Source organism: Vibrio sp. OPT24, from assembly GCF_015163545.1.
GTDB classification, from domain to species: domain Bacteria; phylum Pseudomonadota; class Gammaproteobacteria; order Enterobacterales; family Vibrionaceae; genus Vibrio; species Vibrio cyclitrophicus.
Map to the genome: position 1 here is coordinate 1042273 of NZ_JADDYI010000053.1, position 21987 is coordinate 1064259.

Sequence of the window (21987 nt, forward strand, 5' to 3'; positions counted from 1 at the left end):
TTTCAACTCAATAATTTAAAAAGGATTTAATCAAGAATGGTTAACAAAAATCGATATTGGTTGTTCCTGTTTGCCTGTTTATTGATTGGTTTAGTTCAAGTAACTACCAAAAGTGGCATAAGCCAATGGAAGCTAGAACAAGCTCAGCGTTACGCAGAACAGCGCTTCCTTGGATACATTGCCGAAGCAAGACGCACGCTCAAACGTTTTTACTATTTGCCTTATCTCGTGACGAACGATGAAACCAGCGTGCGTTTTATTGATGGTGACATTCGCCTCCAAAAACACATTAAAAAACAGCTGATTCAGTTAGACAAAGCGGCTAACACCAAAGGATGGTATCTACTCTCTGCAAACGGTGATTTGCTTGTTTCTAGCGTAGAAAGGAACAAACTCAGTAAAAAAAGCGCCAGCACTATTGTCGCTAAGATCCACCAGCAAGGCGGTGCGATCTCCCTAGTAACCAAAAATAAAGGCGTCACACCCGATTATTTTATTGCTGCACCCGTTTATCGAGCATCCGATGTGGTAGGCATTGTTGCAGTACAAATTGATTTATCATTACTGATCGACCAATGGTTTGCCGATGGTGAAGCCATCTTGTTTCAAAACCCTCGCGATCAGTTTTTTCTATCGAGTGATCACCGATTGAATGCAGATTGGTTCAATGAAAATTTCACTTCACAACCGCTCGCTACAAAGCGTGAGCTATATGACCAAACCCACATTCGCGTATGGCGACTGAAAGATAAAGATTACCTTATTCAATCCATAAAGTTAGACGACCTGAATTGGCGCTTAACCTACCTAACGCCGTTAACCAGCCTAAACCAAACCACAAGTTGGATAAGTTGGAGCGTCGCAGTAGGTTGTCTGTTCATTCTGTTATTGCTGGTTATTCTTTATCAAAGACGTCAGAAAAAGCTCAGCAATTTACGAATACAAAAACTCATCGAAGAGTCGGAAAAGCGTCTGTCTGGGATGATCAATAAAACGCACGTTGGGCTAGTGCTGATCGACAAACATGGTCATATCCATGATATTAACCTCATGGCCAAAAACTACTTCTCACTATCCGATTCAATGATCAGTAACATCAAAGCTTGGCAGTTATTTGAGGCAGGCAATCCAAATTCAACCACCTTGCAGTTGCTTCAGAACCTAGAGCAACACCAAGAACTGGCCGAAATAACCAGCGTCGAAACCATGGCAAGACGCAGCGATGGTAGCTACTTTCCGGTACTGTTTTCTATAAGTGCCTTTCCTTGGCATGCGACCACTTATTATCTGTGTACCGTGATCGATATTAGTAAGCGCAAAAAAGCAGAAATTGCAGTGCAAAACGCTAATAAAACGCTTCAACTACGTGTAGAAGAGCGAACACAAGACCTGAAAGACGCACAACAAGAACTGGTTGAATCAAGCAAACTTGCCGCACTAGGGCGGATGTCGAGTGCGATCACTCATGAGCTTAATCAACCGCTTACTGGTCTAAAAACCCTGCTTTCAAGTAATCAACTACTGATGGAAAGAGGCGAGACCAAGATGTTGAAAGCGAACATGGACTTAGTGATGAGTCTTATCGACCGAATGGCAAACATGACCAGCCAATTGAAGTCATTCGCCTTTAAAAGACTTGAAAAGCCATACCCAGTGTCACTGACAGACGCACTGCAAGAAACCCTACGCATTCACCAAGCCGATCTCGAAAACGTCGATATTCGAGTACGAATCGCCTCCAATATTTCTATGGTGATGGGTGAAGAAGCCAGGCTAAGCCAAGTTCTTGGAAACCTGATTCGAAACGCAATAGACGCCACTCAAAATCAAACACCCGCGACCATTGTTATCAGCGCACATACCGATCAACAACGCGTGATCATCAAAGTGCAAGATAATGGCTGTGGCGTATCAGAAGACCAACTCGAAACCATTTTCGAACCCTTCCATACCAACAAAAAGATGGGCGAAGGCTTAGGACTCGGGCTGGCTATAACAGCAAACAATGTTCGGGATATGCAAGGTACCTTGATAGCGAAAAACAACCCAGACCAAGGCATGACATTCACGTTAACGCTACAGAATAGTGATAGTGCGTAGTTACTAATATGACTCAAAAATTACGATAATTGACTCGTATATATTTTAGCTTATTAAGAGAGTACATCTTGGTAGGTATTCGTGTCTGACGCATGAATCGGTTGAGCAAACAGTGACTAAAGTATCAACGAAACAATCAAGCAAGAACCTAGACATCAACCGCACTCTGTTCAAAGGGCAAGACGTTGAAACCGCAGCCAGCTGGCTGCATAGCACCAGACAAATCATTGCTGTCGGTATAGGTGGCGGTTCGACAATCGCCTCTCAAGAGCCGTAACACCGACTGTTTCGATTAATCTAACCAACCGAGGCTAAGATAAACTCGACTCGTACCTCAACAGATAGCTTAGGCACTTCCACCAGCTGATAACCAAACTGATTATAGGCTGTCACCATCTTTTCATAGGTGGCGATCGCTTCATCAAAATCTTGCTTGCGCTCTTGGTCATTGATGAAAATCGAATCCCATGGCGGGAAGATAAATACCTTGCTGTTGTATTCCAGTTCATTACAGTTATTCATCAAAGGCTCTGAAATAGGCAACGTTTCTAACAAGCTGTAACCGTATGAATCTACGATGCTTCTATCAAAGAAAACGAGTTGCTCACTTTCCTCAAACGCTTGGTAATTCGCTAACTCCTCTCGCACCATTTCGTCACGAAAAGCCACTTTATCTAACCACGGCAAGGCTCTACCTTGTTGCTCGACTTGTTGCTGAATCACTTTACGTCCAACTTCTGGTGCGCAGCGATAGCCCAGACTTTTCAAAGCATCGATGACTGAGGTTTTTCCAGATCCCGGCCCTCCGGTAAATACGATTAGATTGTTCAAATAAACCTCTTCAAAATGGAAAGTTAACGAATCGGACCTAAACGAAACCCAAGTTAACGAATTAAGGATAGAATGAACTTAAATTCTGGTGCACGACAATCTTTCACTAGCTCGTATAAGCTCATTTCCAATCCTGTGATTTGGATACCAGCATCGGTTAGTCGACGGATTGCCAGCCCTTGTTGAGTGCGGTTCGCGAGCTAATACAATCACTAACCACTTGAACCTTGAACCCAAGTTCCAACAAACCCACTGCGGTTTGATAGACACAAATGTGAGCTTCAATACCACAAACCAACCACGTATCCACATCTTTGGCTTGCACTGCCTCAACAAACTTGGGCTCGTTACACGCGTTGAACGTAAATTTTTGTATCGGCTTAGCATCACTCAATAGGTCATTAAGTTCGTCGACCGTAGCACCTAACTTCTCAGAATTCTGCTCCAAGCTAACAATTGGCAGCCCCAAAACCTGCACGCCCTTAATCAACTTTCTACAGTTAGAAATTAGCGTATCGCTCTCATCGACGAGGAACGCTAACTTGCCTTGAACATCCACAACAACCAAGCCTGTCTTTTCTTTGATTAGCATTACTTTTTCCTTGTTATGGATGAATCAAACGCTTGGGTTTATCAAAAAAAATCACCTACAGCGCTAGTGAGCCATTAAAAAATATTTTTATTTCAATAGTTTAGTATAAAAATCCAATCAAGGAAAAATTAAAAACATCGTTTTATTTAGCAAATTTAACCATTTGTCAATATATGAATTTTATTTATATACAATATAACCGCGCAAAATCTCGTTAACTATTGAAAACTCTAGAGCCGCATATAATCGCACGATGAATGAGAAGATAGGTTTCATTTCTGAGGGTTTTACAGATCAAAAATCAGCGATACCGTGACTTCCATCACAGGATAAGTAAACAAGGTATTATCATGAAAAAATCAGCATTAGCACTCGGTTTAATTGGTTTAGTTTCACTTCCAACTTTAGCAGCAGGCACTGATGGAGGTGCCTATCTCGGTGGTGGGCTTAGTGTCTATCAAGGCTCAGACACAGACGGTGCGCCAAGCCTAGATTCAGACGGAATGGGCTACAACCTATACGGCGGTTATCAATTCAACCGTATCGTTGGCGTGGAACTTGGCTACAACGATTATGCAGACTACAAGAACAGCACAGACAAACTTTCACCAACGTCTATTTCTGTATCAGCTAACCTCGGTTATACGTTCGACAACACCATTCGTCCATTTGTACTTGCAGGTTTAAGCTCGGTCGACCTTCATGCAAATAGCGCAGCAAACTATGATGACGACAGTGGCACTGGCTTCCACTTTGGTGTCGGTGTTGAATACACACCAATTGAGCACTTAACACTTCGCCTGATTTCTCAAGCGGATGCGGTAAATGTGGAAGACAACTATTCCTTCGGAAGTAACGGCTCATTCAAAAGTGATGATCACACACTTGCGTTCAATAGTGTTAGCTTCGGTGGTTCATACAACTTCTGATGTGCTCCCAGTGATTACATAGTAAGTAAATAACCAAAATTCACTTTGCTGCTCTGCCCTGTAATAAGACAGCACAGTAAAGTGAATTTTTGTTTCTATGTAACGATTCAACTTACAAAGCCATACAGTAATGAGTAAAAAACTCAGGGATAATTGTCAACAACGGTCTAGAGGCCACAAACTAAAAACGATTAACAATCGATAGTGACTGACAATCACATTTGAAGACATGACAGAGTGAGTAACAAAGATGAACAAGATAGCGAAATCAGCATTAGCACTAGGTTTAATTGGCGCAGTTTCTCTTCCAGCTTTAGCAGCAGGAACTGACGGCGGTGCTTACATTGGTGGCGGACTTAGTATCTACCAAGATTCTGATACAGATGGTCAAGGTAATTTAGATTCAAATGGCATGGGCTACAACCTATACGGCGGTTACCAATTCAATCGCATCATTGGTGTTGAGCTTGGCTACAACGATTACGCAGACTACAAAAAGGGGGCAGCAAAACTGTCGCCAACATCTATTTCAGCATCTGCAAACATCGGTTACACGTTCGACAATACTATCCGTCCATTCGTATTGGCTGGTTTAAGTTCTGTTGACCTAAATGCAAACCAGAGTGCTGGTTATGATGACGACAGTGGTACTGGTTTCCACTTTGGTGTCGGTGTTGAATACACGCCAATCGAACACCTAACACTTCGCCTAATTTCACAAGCAGATGCGGTGAGTGTTGAGAACGACTACGGCTTTAAGAAAGAAGACAAAACACTTGCCTTCAACAGCATTAGCTTCGGTGGTTCATACAACTTCTAATGTGATTGAATTACATAGAATAAGCTAAATATACTAATTCACTTTGCTGTTCCACCTTGTCATGAAGGTCACTCAGTAAAGTGAATTTTTTGTTTCTACACGCCCTATCGCGTCATTTCACTTTAGCCGGTTTATCGCTCTCCATCACTTCCTGAGCTTTATGCATTGATATTAGAGCTTTCTTGGTAGCGAGACTAAAATAAAGGGACAAGAGACGCAGGAAAACAAGACAATGAATCTACCGCGCTTAAATATGTCGATAAACAAACTCCCTTTCGTTTTGGCATTGTATTATTTACTTGTCATCAACCTGCCGATCTCGCGCGAGTTATTCAATATTCTTAGTGCCTCAAAAGCGGAAAGTATTGGGTTCATAATCTCAATTCCCTTCTTCTTTCTCGCTGCATTCAACTTTATCTTTCAAGTTTTTAACTGGCCGATATTCGCCAAGGCCTTTTTCATCTTGTTACTGCTTACTTCCTCTCTGGTCAGCTACAGCATGTTCAGCTATGGCATTTTTGTTGACTATGGAATGATAGAAAACGTTTTTGAAACCAACAGTGGAGAAGCCGCCAGTTATTTAAGCCTATATTCTATTTTCTGGTTTGTTTTGATGGGTGGTATACCATCACTAGTACTTTTATTGACGAACCTTGAAAGAGAGTCTTGGAAAGATTTTGCTATTTGGAAATCGATAGGATTATTGAGTTCGTTAATCGTCATTGCCATTATTGCAGGGCTATTTTACAAAGATTACGTATCGATTGGCCGAAATAATTCTCATCTCAAGAAGATGATCATTCCAACGGAGTACGTGGCATCAACCGTTAAGTACATCAATAATACTTATATCAAAGAGCCAATCCCGTACCAAGAAATAGGCTTAGACGCACAGCTAAAACCAGAAACTAAACAAGCAGAAAAACCAACCTTATTGGTGTTTGTTCTTGGTGAAACAGCACGTGTATACAACTATCAATATTATGGCTATGAGAAAGAAACCAATGCTCATACCAAGCCCTACAATCCGATATTTTTCTCTGATGTTCAGTCGTGTGGAACGGCCACTGCAGTTTCTGTTCCGTGTATGTTTTCTAACATGAATCGCAGCAACTATGATCGCGACAAAGCCTACAACCAAGACAACGTAGTCGACATCATGAACCGCGCAGGGATTCACTCTATTTGGAGAGAACATGATGGTGGAGACAAAGCCGTTGCGCACCGAATCAAAGAGATGACTCTCGTCGCCAAAGACAGCGACCCGCTATGTAACAACGATGTGTGTTACGACACAGCGATGTTAGAGAGCTTTGAGCAAGATACCCAAGATCTTAAGCAAGATAGTATCATTTTCTATCATATTTCCGGTTCTCACGGCCCAACTTACTATGAGCGTTATCCTGAAGAACATAGGAAATTTATGCCAGATTGTCCACGTTCTGACATCGAAAACTGTACCAAAGAGCAAGTCCTCAACACCTACGACAACACTATTTTGTACACAGATTTCTTTCTCTCACAGGCTATTAAGAAGCTAGAAAAACTCACCGATAAGTACAATGTCGCGCTGATGTACATTTCCGATCATGGAGAGTCATTGGGAGAAAATGGCGTCTACTTACACGGCATGCCTTATTCATTAGCACCGAAAGAACAAACCCATGTTCCGATGATTCTATGGATGTCTGATGACTTTGCTACAGAGAAAGGGCTCAGTGACACTTGCTTGCGTAAAGAAGGAAAGGAACAGAGCTTTTCTCACGACAATTTGTTCGATTCATTGCTTGGCCTGATGGATGTACAAACCAAAGAGTATAGAGAGGAACAAGATATCTTCGCACCGTGTCGTTAGCGCTTTTGCTTATGTAAACCATCGGAAAACTCGAGTTGCCTGAGCAAGCTCTCCTCAACTCTCTCTCAAAAGAAAAGACCTCGGTCTTTTCTTTTTTTTCGTCGCTAACATGGGACCAGAGTGCTAATTTATAACGACGAAACAATGAGCTACATTTATTAGGGAACGGTACTTATAAATCCGAGAACTCATAAGAGTAACTTCTCTAACCAAACGTTCTACCAGCACTTGTTATCTCGGCTCTCGTTCTCTAAGAAAATAGAGCTAATATAGGCACTTAAATCGTGCTCTAATATCGATGGTTTCGTCATATCATTAAGGACAGCGAATGGACGCTTTCATAATTTCAAGCTGGCAATTTTCAGAAGGTGTGGCACATGAGCACACCACCAGCCCAGCCCAATTCGAGCAATCAACTTGGTATCATTGCCAAAGAGATGCTGACGGTTTGAGAGAATGGCTCCACAGTAATACGGTTCCAAACGCCATCATCGATTCACTACTTACCGATGACACTCGTCCTCGATTTGAACAATTTGGGCACGACTGCTTTTTAATGATTCTGCGAGGCATTAATCTAAACGAAGGTGCCAACCCTGACGACATGCTTAGCCTACGTATCTTATGGTACAAAGGCACTTTAATATCGACACGCAAGGTCCCTTCAAAAGCGGTTAGCAACCTAATATCTGATCTCAAACAAAGCCAAGGCCCGACATCGTTACCTGATGTATTACTAGGCATGATCCGAGGAATCAACCATTACATATCAAGCTTCTTGACTCCCGTTGAACAACTGATTGATGAGCTAGAGTCTGAATCTCATCACGATATTAAGTCCATCAATGCTCTGCATTCTAGGCTACTCAGACTAAGACGCTATTTGAAGCCACAGAAATACGTTTTCGAGGATTTAATGAATGACTTACCAGCCCCGCTGAGTAAGCACAACAGTCATATCAAAAACAGTCTTGATACCATTTTGAGGATTAACGAATCCGTTGAGTTCTATATCGACCAGATTAATGTGTTTTTGGCGAGTAGAAGTCAGCAACAAGCTGAAAAAATGAATAGAAATACATACCTATTTTCTATCATTGCGGGTATTTTCCTCCCTGCCGGATTTTTCACCGGTTTATTGGGCGTCAATATTGCTGGAATCCCAGGAACAGACAACCCTGTGGCATTCCCGCTGTTTTGTATTGGACTGTTGATGGTCGTTGCGATTGAAGTCGTTATTTTGAAAAAATTAAGGTTTATTTAATGGTTGAGTTTTTGCAATCCAATATGTGGCTTAAACAAGTGGGTTTAGGTTTACTTCTTATCACTGTGTATTGGGTGATAAAACGCTTGGGGAAAAATTGGATAGAAACATTAGCGGAAAATAAGCGCGTCGAATTGAAGCGAAAGCAGTTCGTGATTAAGTGTTTCAATATCTTACTGTTTCTGCTCTTCATCGCAGTGTTTACGATTGTTCTTAACTTGGGTTTTGGTGATATTTCGCTGTTCTTGTCATCCATATTTGCGGTGCTGGGTGTCGCTTTATTCGCGCAATGGTCGATTCTAAGTAACCTCACAGCCAGCGTACTAATATTTTTCGTCTTCCCTTATCGCATTGGCGACAGAGTAAGAGTCGCAGAGAAAGACGAAGATATCAGTGGCGTGATCATCGATATCACCATGTTCCACGTTATTCTTCGACACAGTTCGGGCAACATCATCACCTACCCTAATAACCTGATCCTACAAAAAGGCGTGATAAAGGTACTAGTTGAGCCTGAGTTAAAGAGTGAAACTGTCGATACAAAACTCATCAAAGCTGAAAATTCAAAATCGTAAGATTTATAGACTCAACGAACCGACCCGTAAGGTATTAACAGTGCTTAGTTCAAAACCGATTGCAGAGTTTAGTGACAAGTGACTTGCTAATAAAAAACATTAGAGAGAAGCTTCAATAAGGTAAAAAGTCTGACACCCGATACTTACGCTAAACGGTGGCTTAACCATTGATGTTTATGGTGGAGTGAGATCGGAGTAACCACTCTTTATCTATAACGAGCACTCTGTCTATAACGTACACCTCTGTCTTTTGTGTCCCATTAGCCGCAAGTTTTATTGAGTTTAGATTTGCGACTAAATATACTGGAGACACCATCATACGGAGGATAAAAATGAATAATAAAAACAAACATATAGTTTTAATTCATGGTCTATATATGCCTGCGTTGATCATGCAATATCTGGATAGGAACTTCAAAAAACGTGGCTTTACAACGCACAAGTTCGCCTACAACTCTCTGCGTTTTCCTTCTGCTGCAAAGCGCCTTAATCGCTTTATAAATGCGCGGTTTGATGAGCATGATGAAGTCTACTTCTTTGGCCATTCACTCGGTGGCTTACTGATTCGCCACTACTTTAAATTCTACCAACCCAACTTTGCAGACACCTGCATTATTACCGCAGGTACACCTCACAATGGGGCAACCATCGCTAAAACACTGTCTAATCATGGCCTCGGGTTTATATTTGGTTCGAGCAAAATGATCTTAAGTGATGGCTTAGGTGACTATGATATCGACGTGCCGATAGGTGTGATCACTGGCACCTACGACGCTGGTGTAGGAAGAATTGTGTTAGGCAAGAATCCAGGCGATGGCACGGTCACACTCGAAGATGCGAACCTAAGAGGCGCTACAGACACCTGTGCTCTCAAGCTCAACCACACAGCGCTCGTATATTCGAAAGAAGTGGTCACTCTCTCTGCCCAGTTCATAGAGCACCGAGCTTTCAAAGCTGCCTGATTAGCTGTTTTTCGCTTTCTTGGGTTCTAGGTTTTTATAGCTAAAAGCCAAAAACTAAATACACTCCCTTATAAAACAAAAATACCACTCTACAGATAGAGTGGTATTAAAAGATTCATTACTAGAAATAAGCAGCCAGCTACAAAAGATTCACTCGTGTTGGCAAAAACACTTCACCCAACATGCATCTAACCGAACCACCACCAATGTCTTCAATCGTTTTTACATTGAATGGCAGCAGTTTTCCGTGTGTCGAAAGCTGGGCTAACTGCGCTGGAGAGAATGCATCATAAGCAGATTGAGACATTGCAATCACCTTATCGCCATTCACCGTTTCGAGTTGCAAAATATTGCCACAGAATCGGTTCATCTGGTCAATTGAAATAGAGACAACCTGCTTGTCTTTAGCAAGAGATTTCACCACAAAACGACGCTCAAATTCAGGAATCACTTCATCACAGATCACGCAGAAGTTATCACCAATCGCCATCATCACATTGGTGTGGTAAATCGGCTGACCAGACGGTAATGCCGTTTGGAAGGAAACTACGCGCGAATAACCAATACGCTTCGCATAATCTTCTAATACTTCACGATCGCAACGCTGAGAAAGCGCTGCATAGATCGTCTTATTAATATGATCGATCACCATCACACCAGTGCTCTCTAGATAGGAACCTTGGTCAATATACGACTCTAGAGACTCACTGTGATTAACAATGCGGCCAGAGGCTTCTAACGCTTCAATAAGAGCATGTGGCTTAACTTCATGCTGGCGGTTCTCACACGCCATAGGAAAGGTGAATAAACTACCGTCACTGCAAGTGCTAAACCAGTTATTGGGAAAAACCGCATCAGGGGTTTCTACACCCAATTCAGGGTAATCAAACTCTACAACTTGCACACCTTCTTTACGCAACGAAACCACCATAGCCTTAAATTCGGCCATCGTTTCTAGCTTCACCTCGGCTTCAGTCAGATTCACTCTGTTCTGAAACTCATTATCACGCGCAGTTTCTTCGTTAAAACGAAACTCTTTTGGTGGCACCATAACAACGCAATTGGCGTTTTGAACACTACTAATGTGAAGTGACTTTTTGTGTAGGTTTAACATCTCAACCGTCCCTATCTTTTATCTACCTCAGAATTGTAAACAACTTGTTACGACAAGATTCACTGAAAATAATAATGATTTGAATATTTATCCCAAACAATTACTGCAAAAATCAGTTTATTCCGCAATTTTTACTGCAAGATAACAGCACATCAGAAAGAACCAACTGTTTGCATATTAGTTAGAGAAACTGATGAATAAATATCCCAACGTCATTCTCTAGCTTGGCTCGAGTTTAGGTTACAATTTAATTCATTTAACGTTAGGATTATCACCGTTGCATAACAATCAATTACGTTTGAAATAAGCCTAACTTTTCCAGTCCGTATCAATCTAAAATAAGCGTCGTGAAAGACACTCTTTGAACCTTTCCTGCGTCACTTAAAAAGAACTAACAACGAAAATCTATCTAATGAGGTCATACTGATAAGAACTCATTAGCACTTATAAAATTTCAAACCAAATTTATAAAAACAAGCTTCACGACGATGCAGTTGCTAATAGATGCATTAGTTATAAAGGGAAATCTATGTACAAGAAATTTGAAGGCTTTACCGAAGCCTTTCCAAAGGGAGAGCCGATACAACCTCCCACAGGAATACTGGCGTTTTGTCGCCACTACACTCGAGGCTTTGAAAAACCATTAATCGTGCTCGGATTAATGAGTATGACCATCGCGATCATCGAAGTTGCACTGTTTGGTTATATGGGGCAACTGGTGGACTGGCTATCAACAAGCAACCCAGACACCTTTTTGGCCGACAATAGATCCACTCTGATGGGGCTTGGTGTTTTGCTGTTGATTGTGATGCCAATATTAATCAGTGTTTACTCGCTATTGCTTCACCAAACTTTACTGGGCAACTACCCAATGTCGATTCGTTGGCTAGCACACCGCTACCTTCTAAAGCAAAGCTTGTCATTTTATCAAGATGATTTTGCCGGGCGTGTTGCGACAAAAGTGATGCAAACATCGCTCGCGGTGCGTGAAACCGTGACTAAAATGGTCGATGTGTTCGTCTATGTGACAGTTTACTTTACGGCGATGTTATTCATGCTCGCGGAGTCAGACTGGCGCTTAATGGCTCCAATGCTAATTTGGCTATTCATTTACGTCGGTATCCAACTGCACTTTGTCCCTAAGTTAAAAGATGTTTCTTCCGAACAAGCCGATGCTCGTTCACTGATGACAGGTCGTATCGTCGATAGCTACACCAACATCGCGACGGTGAAACTGTTCTCGCATAGTAAAAGAGAAACCGAATACGCCGAAGAAGGCATGGAAGGCTTCCTTGATACTGTGCATCGTCAGATGCGCTTAGTTACCGGCTTTAACATCTGCGTTGAATTCGCTAACTACCTATTGGTGTTCAGCATTGCTGGTATCTCTATCTACCTATGGCTAGATAACGCAATCACGGTCGGTGCGATTGCCATTGCTGTCAGCTTGGCTTTACGTATTAACGGGATGTCTAAGTGGATCATGTGGGAGATCGGTGGTCTGTTTGAAAACCTAGGTACTGTGATTGATGGTATTAAAACGCTATCTAAACCTATCGCTATCGAAGATAAAAAAGACGCTGAACCACTTAAAGTTCCGCAAGGCGGCATCCACTTCGATAACGTGAGCTTTAACTACGGTGAGAATAAGGGGGTGATCAACAACCTAAACCTCAACATCAAACAAGGCGAAAAAGTCGGTTTGGTTGGCCGTTCAGGTGCGGGTAAGTCAACTCTAGTTAACTTACTGCTACGTTTCCACGATGTAGAAAGCGGCCGCATCCTAATTGATGACCAAGAGATCTCGAGCGTTACCCAGGATTCGCTACGTAGTAACATCGGTATGGTGACTCAAGATACTTCATTGCTTCACCGCTCAATCAAAGACAACATTCTTTACGGTCGACCTGAAGCATCGGATGAAGAAGTGTATGCAGCCACGAAGCAAGCGCACGCGCATGAGTTCATAGAAACGCTCACCGACCCATTTGGTAACGTTGGTTACGATGCACAAGTAGGTGAGCGTGGTGTTAAGCTTTCTGGTGGTCAGCGTCAACGTGTCGCTATCTCTCGCGTCCTACTAAAGAATGCTCCACTGCTTGTTCTAGATGAAGCAACTTCAGCACTCGATTCAGAGGTGGAAGCCGCCATTCAGGAAAGTTTGATTGAGCTAATGGAAGGCAAAACGGTCATCGCGATTGCACACCGTTTATCAACGATTGCAGCAATGGATCGTTTGATCGTACTCGATGCAGGTAATATCGTAGAAGAAGGCACGCACCAACAGTTGATTCAACAAAATGGCATCTATGCTCAATTGTGGAATCATCAAACGGGTGGCTTCATCGCAGATGATCTTGAGCAAGCGACCAACGTTTAATTTATGTGCTACTTTAAAAGTGCGGCGTGTTTCACACCAATTTGTCAATTACTGGTAAATTACACATAGCAGAATGTTATGTCGTAATTATATAATGACATTAACGGGACAAGACGCTTCGCTTGCGCGTTCTGGAATAAGGCTAGACTTCGGGGGGAGGCTAGCCTTTTTTATACCTGTTCAGCTTCGGCCCTTTCTCATCTATTCTGTCTGCACGATAAACTTCGTCGATCCTTTTGTTTTTTTCTTGGCGTTTTTTTCTTAAAATGCGCGCAATACGCAATATTCTTTCGAGAGATCAACCATGAACAAAAGTGTCTTAACTAACGTAATAGCGTTATTACTACTTGCTAGCGGCTATGCGACGACCAACCAATACTTACTTTATGCAGGCCTATTTGCCTTTTCTGGTGCCATCACCAACTGGCTTGCAATTCACATGTTGTTCGAGAAAGTGCCCGGTTTATACGGTTCTGGCGTTATTCCAGCGCGCTTTGAAGAGTTCAAGGCGGCCATTAAACAACTGATGATGGAACAATTTTTTACCGAAAGTAACATCGACCGCTTCCTAAGCAGTGAGATGACCGGAAAGTCGCTGAATCTAGAACCCGTGATTAAGAAGATCGACTTTAACCCTGCATTCGATTCACTGGTTCATGTTATCGAGAACTCACAGTTTGGTGGCATGTTGGCGATGGTTGGCGGCACAGAAGCCCTGCAGCCGATGAAAGCGCCATTTGTAGAGAAGATGCAAGAGTCAGTAATTGAAATCAGCAAGAGTGACTCTGTAAAAAATGCCATCAAGGATGAACTTGAATCGCCTGCAATGATGGATGAAATCAAAGAGAACATTGAAGCGATCATCGACCAGCGTTTGAATGAACTAACACCAAAACTCGTGAAAGAGATGGTTCAAACCATGATCAAGAAGCACCTTGGCTGGCTAGTGGTTTGGGGCGGTGTATTCGGTGGTGTGATTGGCTTAATCTCTGCGGCCATCACGCTGTAAACTGTCTATCAGTGCTAACTCGATCGTTTAGCCGATATATCCGCACTCAATAAAAAATGGAAGCTCAATAGCTTCCATTTTTATATCTGAATAACATTCGCTACAGCAACGAGAAACTGCCGAGAATTAACTAGAAAGCCCCTACTTTAAGGTTGATAATAGCTCCGGATTCACTCCAAAACCCTTTTTATGTTCTTCAATCACCACTTCACTGCGTGTCTGAATCACTCCAGGTAATGTCCCCAATTTAGTAGCCATAAACGCCTGGTACGCTTTCATGTCTTTTACCCGCACCTTGATCATGGTGTCAAAATCACCAGACAACGAATAGCACTCTTCAACTTCAGGCATCAATTCAACGGCCTGAGCAAATTTATCAAAAATCGAAAAGCTGGTTTGATCGAGTCGAATATGGATAAAAACTTGGACATCCAGCCCCAACTTTTCAGAACATAACTCAGCGTGATAACCCGTTATGTACCCCTCTTTTTCCAATCGCTTGAGTCTATCAGAGCAAGGGGAAGTGGTTAGATTGACCTGCTTTGCCAGCTCGACCACGGGCAAGCGCCCTTTCATATGCAGAATTCTTAGTATCTCTTTATCGATACGGTCGAGTTGATGCTGAGACATAATATTCCTTAAACATTCTAAATTCGGCTCAGTATATTCTATAGTGAGGGCTATCAGACAAAACCCCGCTCACACATTTAAAAAACTAAATACACTTGCGTTATTCACATTAAATATAAATCAACAAACACCAATAACAAGCCTTATAAATCAGTCGTTGACCATTAACAAATTATTATAGAAATGACCTTAAGAACAAATAAGTTGAGCTAGAAACGAAAGAAAGGATATAGGTCAAAGTGAATAATATGACTATCAAAGAGAAAGGATGACTCTATTATGAAAACACAAGAACTCGCATACAAGCCATACGGTATTGGCCCATGGACACACGTTACCGTTTCTAAAGATGTTGCTCAAGCACTCGCAAATGAGTACTCAAACTATGGGTGGGAAGTGAAGATTGATGGCTGTGCCATTGAAACAAAGCTGACACTCAAAGCCGCATAGAAACGCAAAAACCTCCTATACGGAGGTTTTTTGATCTAAGTTAGTAAGCACTTACTATATGTTAAGCCAAACCAACTTGGGGAACAGAACTTGCCGTTTCGCAACGACAGTTGCACGTTCGACAGAAGTGCTGAGTTTCCATATCGTAATACAGGTTTCCACTAAATAGCTTTGACGTCCATTGCATCATACGGCCAGAAGCTGTCTCGGGCTCTGATTCACAACGTTTCATTATAGACTTATGTAGTGTTGTTTTTTTACATCCTTTGCAATAGAGATCAGGCATACCTTTGTCCTATAGGTCTTTAGTGGTTACTGACAATTGACATATCATGTCCAATTCGGTTCCACAATTCACCGAGCTAATAACAAAAGTGAGCGCCAAGTTCAAAAAATAGCCATTTTTCTCTTCTATTTTTTGACATCAAACGTCGTAAAGATATTTCCTCTTTCATTTATCACCCACTAAAACCTAGTTTCAATTTACATTGTAAACCTCAAAACTACGTTGCACTTTAGTCGAATTAACACATAATTTTATAAATTACAGCTCAGCAATATCCTCTGGCTTAGTACTCCATTTCAGCACAAGTACAATGATAGAAAGTACGAATAAAAAACATATCGGACAGAGTCAATGTTCATTCAGATCTGGCATAAGCCGTGTGAGGCGATGGATCTGACCGCTCGCATAGGGTTTTAGTGTTTGGACATATAGACCAGAAAGAGGTCGAAAGCATTAGGGAAATAGGCAAAAAAATAGAGCCACCGAAGTGACTCTATTATTTTTAGCTCATGTTCTTTGCTAATTCACATCTGTTTTACAATGTAAATTAGTCTAGTTCTACCAGATTCTTCTCGAACTCAGCGTGTTGCTTCTTCACTTCGTCTTCTGGCTCACCCGTAATTAGGCTCACGATAACGATAGAAAGAGTCGATAGGATGATTCCTGGTACGATTTCGTACACATCGAACCAACCGCCCGTGAACTGTTTCCAAAGTACGATAGTCACACCACCAACCACGATACCCGCTAGAGCGCCGTTACGGTTCATGCGAGACCAGTACAGGCTCAATACGATAGCTGGGCCAAATGCTGCACCAAAACCAGCCCATGCGTAAGACACAAGGCCAAGTACTGAACTGTCTGGCGTCATCGCTAGCACAAGTGCAATAAGAGAGATCAGGATAACCGCGAAACGGCCTACACGAACAATCTCTTCTGACGTAGCATCTTTCTTCAGAACTTGCTTGTACAGATCTTCTGCCATTGCAGATGAAGAAACAAGAAGTTGTGAATCAGCAGTACTCATGATTGCCGCTAATATTGCAGCCAGTAGGATACCTGCGATTACTGGGTGGAACATCGCATTTACAAGAAGCATGAAGATCTTCTCGCCATCGTCTAGCTTAGGTGCGCCAGAGTTAGTCACATAGATCAGACCAACAAGACCCACAAGCATTGCACCAACCATAGACAGCGCAGTCCAGATAACCGCAATGCGACGCGCTGTTGTTAGATCTTTATTGCTACGTGTTGCTTTGAAACGAGCAAGGATGTGTGGCTGACCGAAGTAACCTAGACCCCATGCCGCTAGCGAGATGATCGCGATTGCAGAAAGAGGCTCGCCCTTCGCATCATTCCATAACGTGAGTAGCTCTGGGTTGATGTTGTGTAGGTCGCTAGATAACTGACCAAGGCCGCCATTCATTGCTGCGATGGGTACAATCAATAGTGCAGCAGACATTAGCAAGCCTTGAACTAGGTCAGTCCAAGATACCGCTAGGAAGCCACCAAACAGGGTGTACGAAACCACACATACCGTGCCGATAATTACCGCTGTTGTGTAATCTAGGCCGAATACCGTTTCAAATAATTTACCACCTGCTACCAAGCCTGAACTTGTGTAGAAAAGGAAGAATAAAAGGATAAAGAAAGCAGAGATTGTTTGAATCAGCTTAGAGTTATCGTTGAAGCGGCGAGATAAAAACTCAGGCAACGTCAGCGACTCTGTTGTAATACTGTAAGTGCGTAGACGTTTAGCACTGATTAACCAGTTTGCCCAAGTACCCACAAGTAGGCCACCAGCAAGCCAAAACGCTTCAAAACCAGCAGCATAAGCGTAACCAGGCAAGCCAAGTAGCAACCAACCACTCATGTCTGATGCACCCGCAGAAAGTGCAGCAGGCCATGGGCCTAACGAACGACCACCTAGGAAGTAGTCAGTAGAGTTAGATGTACGTTTGTAAGCAATAACACCGATCGCTAGCATCATAATTAGATACGCAATGAACGTCGTCGTTATTGCAAAACTGTTTTCTATCATTTGATAGTCCTCATTTTGTAGAAAGCCTTCCATGCCTAATTCAATGCAAGACACTCACCGTAAAGGCGAGCGAGTGCATTGAGTTAGGTATTGAGGCTCCAAAGCACTCATGGAGAAAACCAAAAGTCCTTAGAGCCAATTTTACTGAAGGTTAGTGAGCTTCGCTTCCAAGTTCGAGCAAGGTCGCGTTACCGCCCACAGCTGTTATATTTATAGTTCGCGTACGCTCGGTAATGAAGCGCAGCGATAGGTGTGGATCGTTAGCAACATTCATTGCATTCAGATCCGTTTCAGCGACTAAACCGACGATGGCACCGTCACGCTTAGCAAGCTGTAAATTAATAGCTTGTGCCGTTTGTGAGTTACCGACATAACCCACACTTCGTACATCGCAAGACAACAACTGTTGAGAAGCGTCATACGAGGCAACCTGCACCAAGTTAGTTGGCAAATTAGCCGACTTAGCTGCATCGGCAACTAAGGTATTAAACTGCACATCATCACTACACAATTGAACGCTGTTACCTGCTAATAGTGCAGCAGTAATCAGAGCCATTGCCGTTTGTAGTGCTGGCAGTTTGTCTTGGCAATCATCAACAATTACCAAAGCCACACCACGACCTGCAGCATACAACTCATTGGTTTCGCCCGTTGGGCCTGCCATAAGGTGATGCTCCGCAAGTAGTGCTGACGCTTGTTCTAGATGATAAGTCGCCACTGCAGCCAAAGGCGCAGATTGACTTTCAATCTCTGATTTCAATGCAAGTACCTGAGCACTCTTATAATCAAAATCGGTCAGATTCCATTGTTCCCACGCAAGCAATGCATCAGAAAAACCTGTCACTTGATGAACCATGATACTGCTCCTTATGCCTTGTCTTGTGATTGCGAAAAATGAACATCAGTAAAGCGATATAGGTAGTGAGGACCACCTGCTTTAGGGCCTGTACCTGACAAACCTTGACCGCCAAATGGTTGAACACCAACAACAGCACCTACTTGGTCACGGTTTATGTAGCAGTTACCCACGCGCACGTGTTTTTCGATCCAACGGTAAGTTGTCTCGTTACGGCTGTGAATACCCATAGTTAAGCCAAAACCGGTTTGGTTAATTTGGTCTACCACTTGCGCTAACTCACTCGCCTTGAAGCGAACGATGTGCAGTACAGGGCCAAACTGTTCTTCTTTCAAGCAACTGATGTCATCGATTTCAAACGCACTTGGTGGAACAAAGTCACCATGTTCACAATCAGAACCCAATGTAAGTTGAGCGACTTTTTTCTGTGTTTGGGTCATATTTTTCAAGTGAGCTAACAGCTTTTGCTTCGCTGTTTGATCGATAACCGGACCAACATCCGTTTTATGAAGGTATGGAATACCAACACTCAGTTCGTCCATTGCACCGTGAATCAGTGCAATTACGCGGTCTGCAATGTCTTCTTGGATGTAAAGCACACGCAGTGCAGAACAACGTTGACCTGCAGAAGCAAATGCAGAACGAATCACGTCACGAACCACCTGTTCAGGCAGTGCAGTACTGTCGACGATCATTGCGTTCTGGCCGCCGGTTTCCGCGATAAACGGAACTGGCTTAGCGTTACGGCTTGCCAATGACACATTGATGCGTTGTGCTGTTGGGGTTGAACCCGTAAAGGCAACGCCCGCAATGGCATCGTGGCTGGTTAGCGCACTGCCGATCTCAGCACCACGACCAGGTAGAAGTTGAATCGTGCCAGCAGGGAAACCCGCTTCATTCATCAGTTCCACCGCGCGAGCTGCAATCAAGCTTGTTTGCTCAGCAGGTTTCGCCACAACCGTGTTACCCGCGACGAGTGCCGCTGTAATTTGGCCAAGGAAGATAGCGAGAGGGAAGTTCCAAGGGCTGATACAAACGAACACACCACGACCTTGTCGTGAAGCGATTCGAGTTTGGCCGTCAAAACCTTTTAGTTCGAAACCTTGCAGGTTGTCCGCTTGTTTTGCGTAGTAACGACAGAAGTCGACCGCTTCACGTACTTCATCAACACTGTCGTGAATTGTCTTACCCGCTTCTTGATGACAAATCGCCACCAATTCAGCAAGGTTGTCTTCCATCAGGTCAGCCAACTTCTCAAGCGCAGCCGCTTTGGTTTCAACCGAAGTCGCGTTCCAATCAGCGAATGCTGCGTCTGCACCAGTGATCGCTGCGGAAACATGATCAAGGTTAGCGAAAGCCACCTGACCCACATGAATACGACGATCGTAAGGTGCGGTGACTTGCTCAACGTTCTGATCTGCCTTGATCATGCTTTCGGCAAGAGATTCACCGTTTATCACAGGGCCTGCAGTCCATTGATTGTTAAGGAAAGACTTAACCTGCTCTTCAAACTGGTGAGCTTCACTTTCGATATCAATGTTCACACCGTAAGAGTTCTTACGCTCAGGGAATACCGCTGGCGGCAGAGGAATCTTAGTGTTGTTCAGCGTATCAAACGCAAGAAGCATATCGACAGGATGTTGAGTCAGCTCTGCTACAGGGCAACCCGCATCAACTAGACGGTGTACAAACGAGCTGTTTGCGCCGTTTTCTAGCAAACGACGTACTAGGTATGGCAGTAGATCTTTGTGGCTGCCAACCGGTGCGTAGATACGTACCGACTGTTGGTAAGCTTCCATCGCATGGTTATAAAGAGAATCACCCATGCCGTGTAAGCGTTGGAATTCAAAATCTTTATGTTCAGTCATCACTGCAATTGCAGAAACCGTATGAGCATTGTGGCTCGCAAACTGCGGGAAGATATTGCCACGAACACTTGGGCTCAGTAGGTAACGTGCACATGCAAGGTAAGCTACATCTGTCGCTTCTTTGCGTGTGTAAACTGGGTAATCAGTAAAGCCAGCTTGCTGTGACCATTTGATTTCGCTGTCCCAGTACGCGCCTTTCACTAAGCGAAGCGGGATTAAATCACCCTGCTCTTTCGCCAAGCGGTTTAGCCATACTAGAACCGGTAGTGCGCGCTTTGAGTAAGCTTGAATAACCAGACCAAATTTACCCCAACCTTTTACAAGATCGGTACGGTACAGTTTTTCGAATAATTTTAGAGAAAGCTCTAGGCGATCCGCTTCTTCAGCATCAATCGTAATCGCAACATCAAGCTCTACTGCTCGGCGCAATAACTGCTCTAGCGTGTCGCAAAGTTCTGTCAGTACGCGGTCTTCGTTCGCTACTTCATAACGTGGGTGAAGTGCGGAAAGCTTGATAGAAACAGACGGTGCTGGGCTCGATTTTGAAGAGACGTATGTGTCTCTACCTACGGCTTCAATCGCCATTAGGTAATCTTTGAAGTATTTGTTTGCGTCTGCAGTAGTCAGTGCTGCTTCACCTAGCATGTCGTATGAGTAGGTAAAACCTTTGTCACGCATAGACTTACCGTTCTTTTGCGCTTCAGCAATGCTGCGGCCAAGAACGAATTGGTGACCCATCACCTTCATTGCTTGGTGCATCGCTTTACGAATTACCGGCTCAGAAAGCTTATTCACTAAACGGTTAACCGCTTGACCAGCACTCTGCTCTTTAGATGAAAGTCCAACCACCTTACCCGTTAGCATTAGGCCCCAAGTGGATGCGTTAACAAACACTGAATCAGAATTCTTAAGGTGAGACTTCCAATCCGCAACGCTTAGTTTGTCGCGAATCAGCGCATCAGCAGTAGCTGAATCAGGAATACGCATTAAGGCTTCCGCCAGACACATCAGCAAGATGCCCTCTTGAGTATCTAAGCTGTATTCAAGCAACAGTGCATCGATCATCTGGATAGAAGTCTTATCCGCACGGATAGCTTCGATCAATGAGGTCGTTTTGGCTGTGATCTGCTGCTTTTCAGATTCAGAAGGGGTAGCTAGTGGCAGAAGTTGCTCTAGCCATTGGGTTTCATCCACCATATATAATGGTGAGATAAGCGACCATAGATCAGTAAGCGACTGCTCATTGAATTCTGGCTTTAACACATCAGTAGCTGTAAACATGCGTTTTCCTTAATCTCACACCCGGAATTAGCCCGGGATCTCTACAATGGCTGCAGTGTATGTAGAGTATATAAGGATTACTTGTCAAAAACTCCGAGTTTTTTGCTAAAAACTCGCTTTATTAACAAAACAAACACAACGTCA

18 protein-coding genes and 1 pseudogene are annotated in these 21987 nt (G+C 43.3%); 11 read left to right on the plus strand and 8 right to left on the minus strand.

Features of this window, described 5'->3' with window-relative positions:
• The first annotated feature begins 36 nt into the window (after positions 1–36).
• Positions 37–2100 (plus strand): ATP-binding protein, encoded by a 2064-nt coding sequence (locus IQO02_RS18285; protein ID WP_010432077.1) that lies wholly within the window; start codon positions 37–39, stop codon positions 2098–2100.
• A 112-nt stretch (positions 2101–2212) separates the two neighbouring features.
• On the plus strand, positions 2213–2377 hold the full coding sequence (locus tag IQO02_RS18290) for a hypothetical protein (RefSeq protein WP_010432080.1): 165 nt from the start codon (positions 2213–2215) through the stop codon (positions 2375–2377).
• Positions 2378–2397: 20 nt separating this feature from the next.
• Here IQO02_RS18290 and IQO02_RS18295 read toward each other — a convergent pair whose 3' ends face one another.
• Entirely contained in the window at positions 2398–2931 is a 534-nt protein-coding gene (locus IQO02_RS18295) for an AAA family ATPase (RefSeq protein WP_016787456.1), read from the minus strand.
• Positions 2932–2984: 53 nt separating this feature from the next.
• Positions 2985–3523: pseudogene (locus IQO02_RS18300) on the minus strand (isochorismatase family protein).
• Positions 3524–3873: 350 nt separating this feature from the next.
• Between IQO02_RS18300 and IQO02_RS18305 the strand changes: the two are divergent.
• The 6 genes from IQO02_RS18305 (at position 3874) to IQO02_RS18330 (ending at position 9928) form a co-directional block, all read left to right on the plus strand.
• Positions 3874–4452: a porin family protein gene (locus IQO02_RS18305; RefSeq protein ID WP_010432088.1), complete on the plus strand. Its 579-nt coding sequence runs from the start codon at positions 3874–3876 to the stop codon at positions 4450–4452.
• A 250-nt stretch (positions 4453–4702) separates the two neighbouring features.
• Complete coding sequence (locus IQO02_RS18310; protein ID WP_016767103.1) at positions 4703–5272, plus strand: porin family protein; 570 nt, start codon at positions 4703–4705, stop codon at positions 5270–5272.
• A gap of 232 nt (positions 5273–5504) precedes the next feature.
• The gene (locus IQO02_RS18315; protein ID WP_016785431.1) at positions 5505–7127 is read left to right on the plus strand and encodes a phosphoethanolamine transferase; all 1623 of its coding nucleotides are present in this window, start codon (positions 5505–5507) and stop codon (positions 7125–7127) included.
• A 328-nt stretch (positions 7128–7455) separates the two neighbouring features.
• The gene (locus IQO02_RS18320) at positions 7456–8391 is read left to right on the plus strand and encodes a CorA family divalent cation transporter (RefSeq protein ID WP_010432098.1); all 936 of its coding nucleotides are present in this window, start codon (positions 7456–7458) and stop codon (positions 8389–8391) included.
• Complete coding sequence (locus tag IQO02_RS18325; RefSeq protein ID WP_010432101.1) at positions 8391–8966, plus strand: mechanosensitive ion channel family protein; 576 nt, start codon at positions 8391–8393, stop codon at positions 8964–8966. Before IQO02_RS18320 ends, IQO02_RS18325 begins: the two co-directional genes overlap by 1 nt.
• Positions 8967–9298: 332 nt before the next feature.
• Complete coding sequence (locus tag IQO02_RS18330) at positions 9299–9928, plus strand: esterase/lipase family protein (RefSeq protein WP_010432104.1); 630 nt, start codon at positions 9299–9301, stop codon at positions 9926–9928.
• Positions 9929–10067: 139 nt separating this feature from the next.
• Here the strand turns inward: IQO02_RS18330 and IQO02_RS18335 are convergent, their stop codons facing one another.
• Positions 10068–11042, minus strand: coding sequence for an arginine deiminase-related protein (locus tag IQO02_RS18335; protein ID WP_016787458.1), 975 nt, complete (start codon positions 11040–11042; stop codon positions 10068–10070).
• A 529-nt stretch (positions 11043–11571) separates the two neighbouring features.
• Between IQO02_RS18335 and IQO02_RS18340 the strand changes: the two genes are divergently transcribed.
• Together IQO02_RS18340 and IQO02_RS18345 are read left to right on the plus strand one after the other, a co-directional pair.
• Positions 11572–13422: an ABC transporter ATP-binding protein gene (locus tag IQO02_RS18340; protein WP_016800441.1), complete on the plus strand. Its 1851-nt coding sequence runs from the start codon at positions 11572–11574 to the stop codon at positions 13420–13422.
• A 304-nt stretch (positions 13423–13726) separates the two neighbouring features.
• Positions 13727–14431 carry a DUF445 family protein gene (locus IQO02_RS18345; RefSeq protein WP_016767099.1) on the plus strand — a complete coding sequence of 235 codons (705 nt, stop codon included), beginning with the start codon at positions 13727–13729 and terminating at the stop codon, positions 14429–14431.
• Between the two features lie 141 nt (positions 14432–14572).
• Here IQO02_RS18345 and IQO02_RS18350 read toward each other — a convergent pair whose 3' ends face one another.
• Positions 14573–15061, minus strand: a complete 489-nt coding sequence (locus IQO02_RS18350; RefSeq protein WP_010432115.1) for an Lrp/AsnC family transcriptional regulator — start codon at positions 15059–15061, stop codon at positions 14573–14575.
• Positions 15062–15340: 279 nt separating this feature from the next.
• Here IQO02_RS18350 and IQO02_RS18355 point away from each other — a divergent pair, with 279 nt between their 5' ends.
• On the plus strand, positions 15341–15511 hold the full coding sequence (locus IQO02_RS18355) for a hypothetical protein (protein WP_010432118.1): 171 nt from the start codon (positions 15341–15343) through the stop codon (positions 15509–15511).
• A gap of 61 nt (positions 15512–15572) precedes the next feature.
• Here IQO02_RS18355 and IQO02_RS18360 read toward each other — a convergent pair whose 3' ends face one another.
• The 4 genes from IQO02_RS18360 to putA all read right to left on the minus strand — a co-directional run bounded on the left by IQO02_RS18360 (position 15573) and on the right by putA (position 21843).
• Positions 15573–15743 (minus strand): hypothetical protein, encoded by a 171-nt coding sequence (locus IQO02_RS18360; RefSeq protein WP_022571093.1) that lies wholly within the window; start codon positions 15741–15743, stop codon positions 15573–15575.
• A gap of 601 nt (positions 15744–16344) precedes the next feature.
• Complete coding sequence (putP, locus tag IQO02_RS18365) at positions 16345–17871, minus strand: sodium/proline symporter PutP (protein WP_016767920.1); 1527 nt, start codon at positions 17869–17871, stop codon at positions 16345–16347.
• Between the two features lie 118 nt (positions 17872–17989).
• The gene (locus IQO02_RS18370; RefSeq protein ID WP_016785434.1) at positions 17990–18694 is read right to left on the minus strand and encodes a 1-pyrroline-5-carboxylate dehydrogenase; all 705 of its coding nucleotides are present in this window, start codon (positions 18692–18694) and stop codon (positions 17990–17992) included.
• Between the two features lie 11 nt (positions 18695–18705).
• Positions 18706–21843: a bifunctional proline dehydrogenase/L-glutamate gamma-semialdehyde dehydrogenase PutA gene (putA, locus tag IQO02_RS18375; protein ID WP_016800442.1), complete on the minus strand. Its 3138-nt coding sequence runs from the start codon at positions 21841–21843 to the stop codon at positions 18706–18708.
• Between the last annotated feature and the right edge of the window lie 144 nt (positions 21844–21987).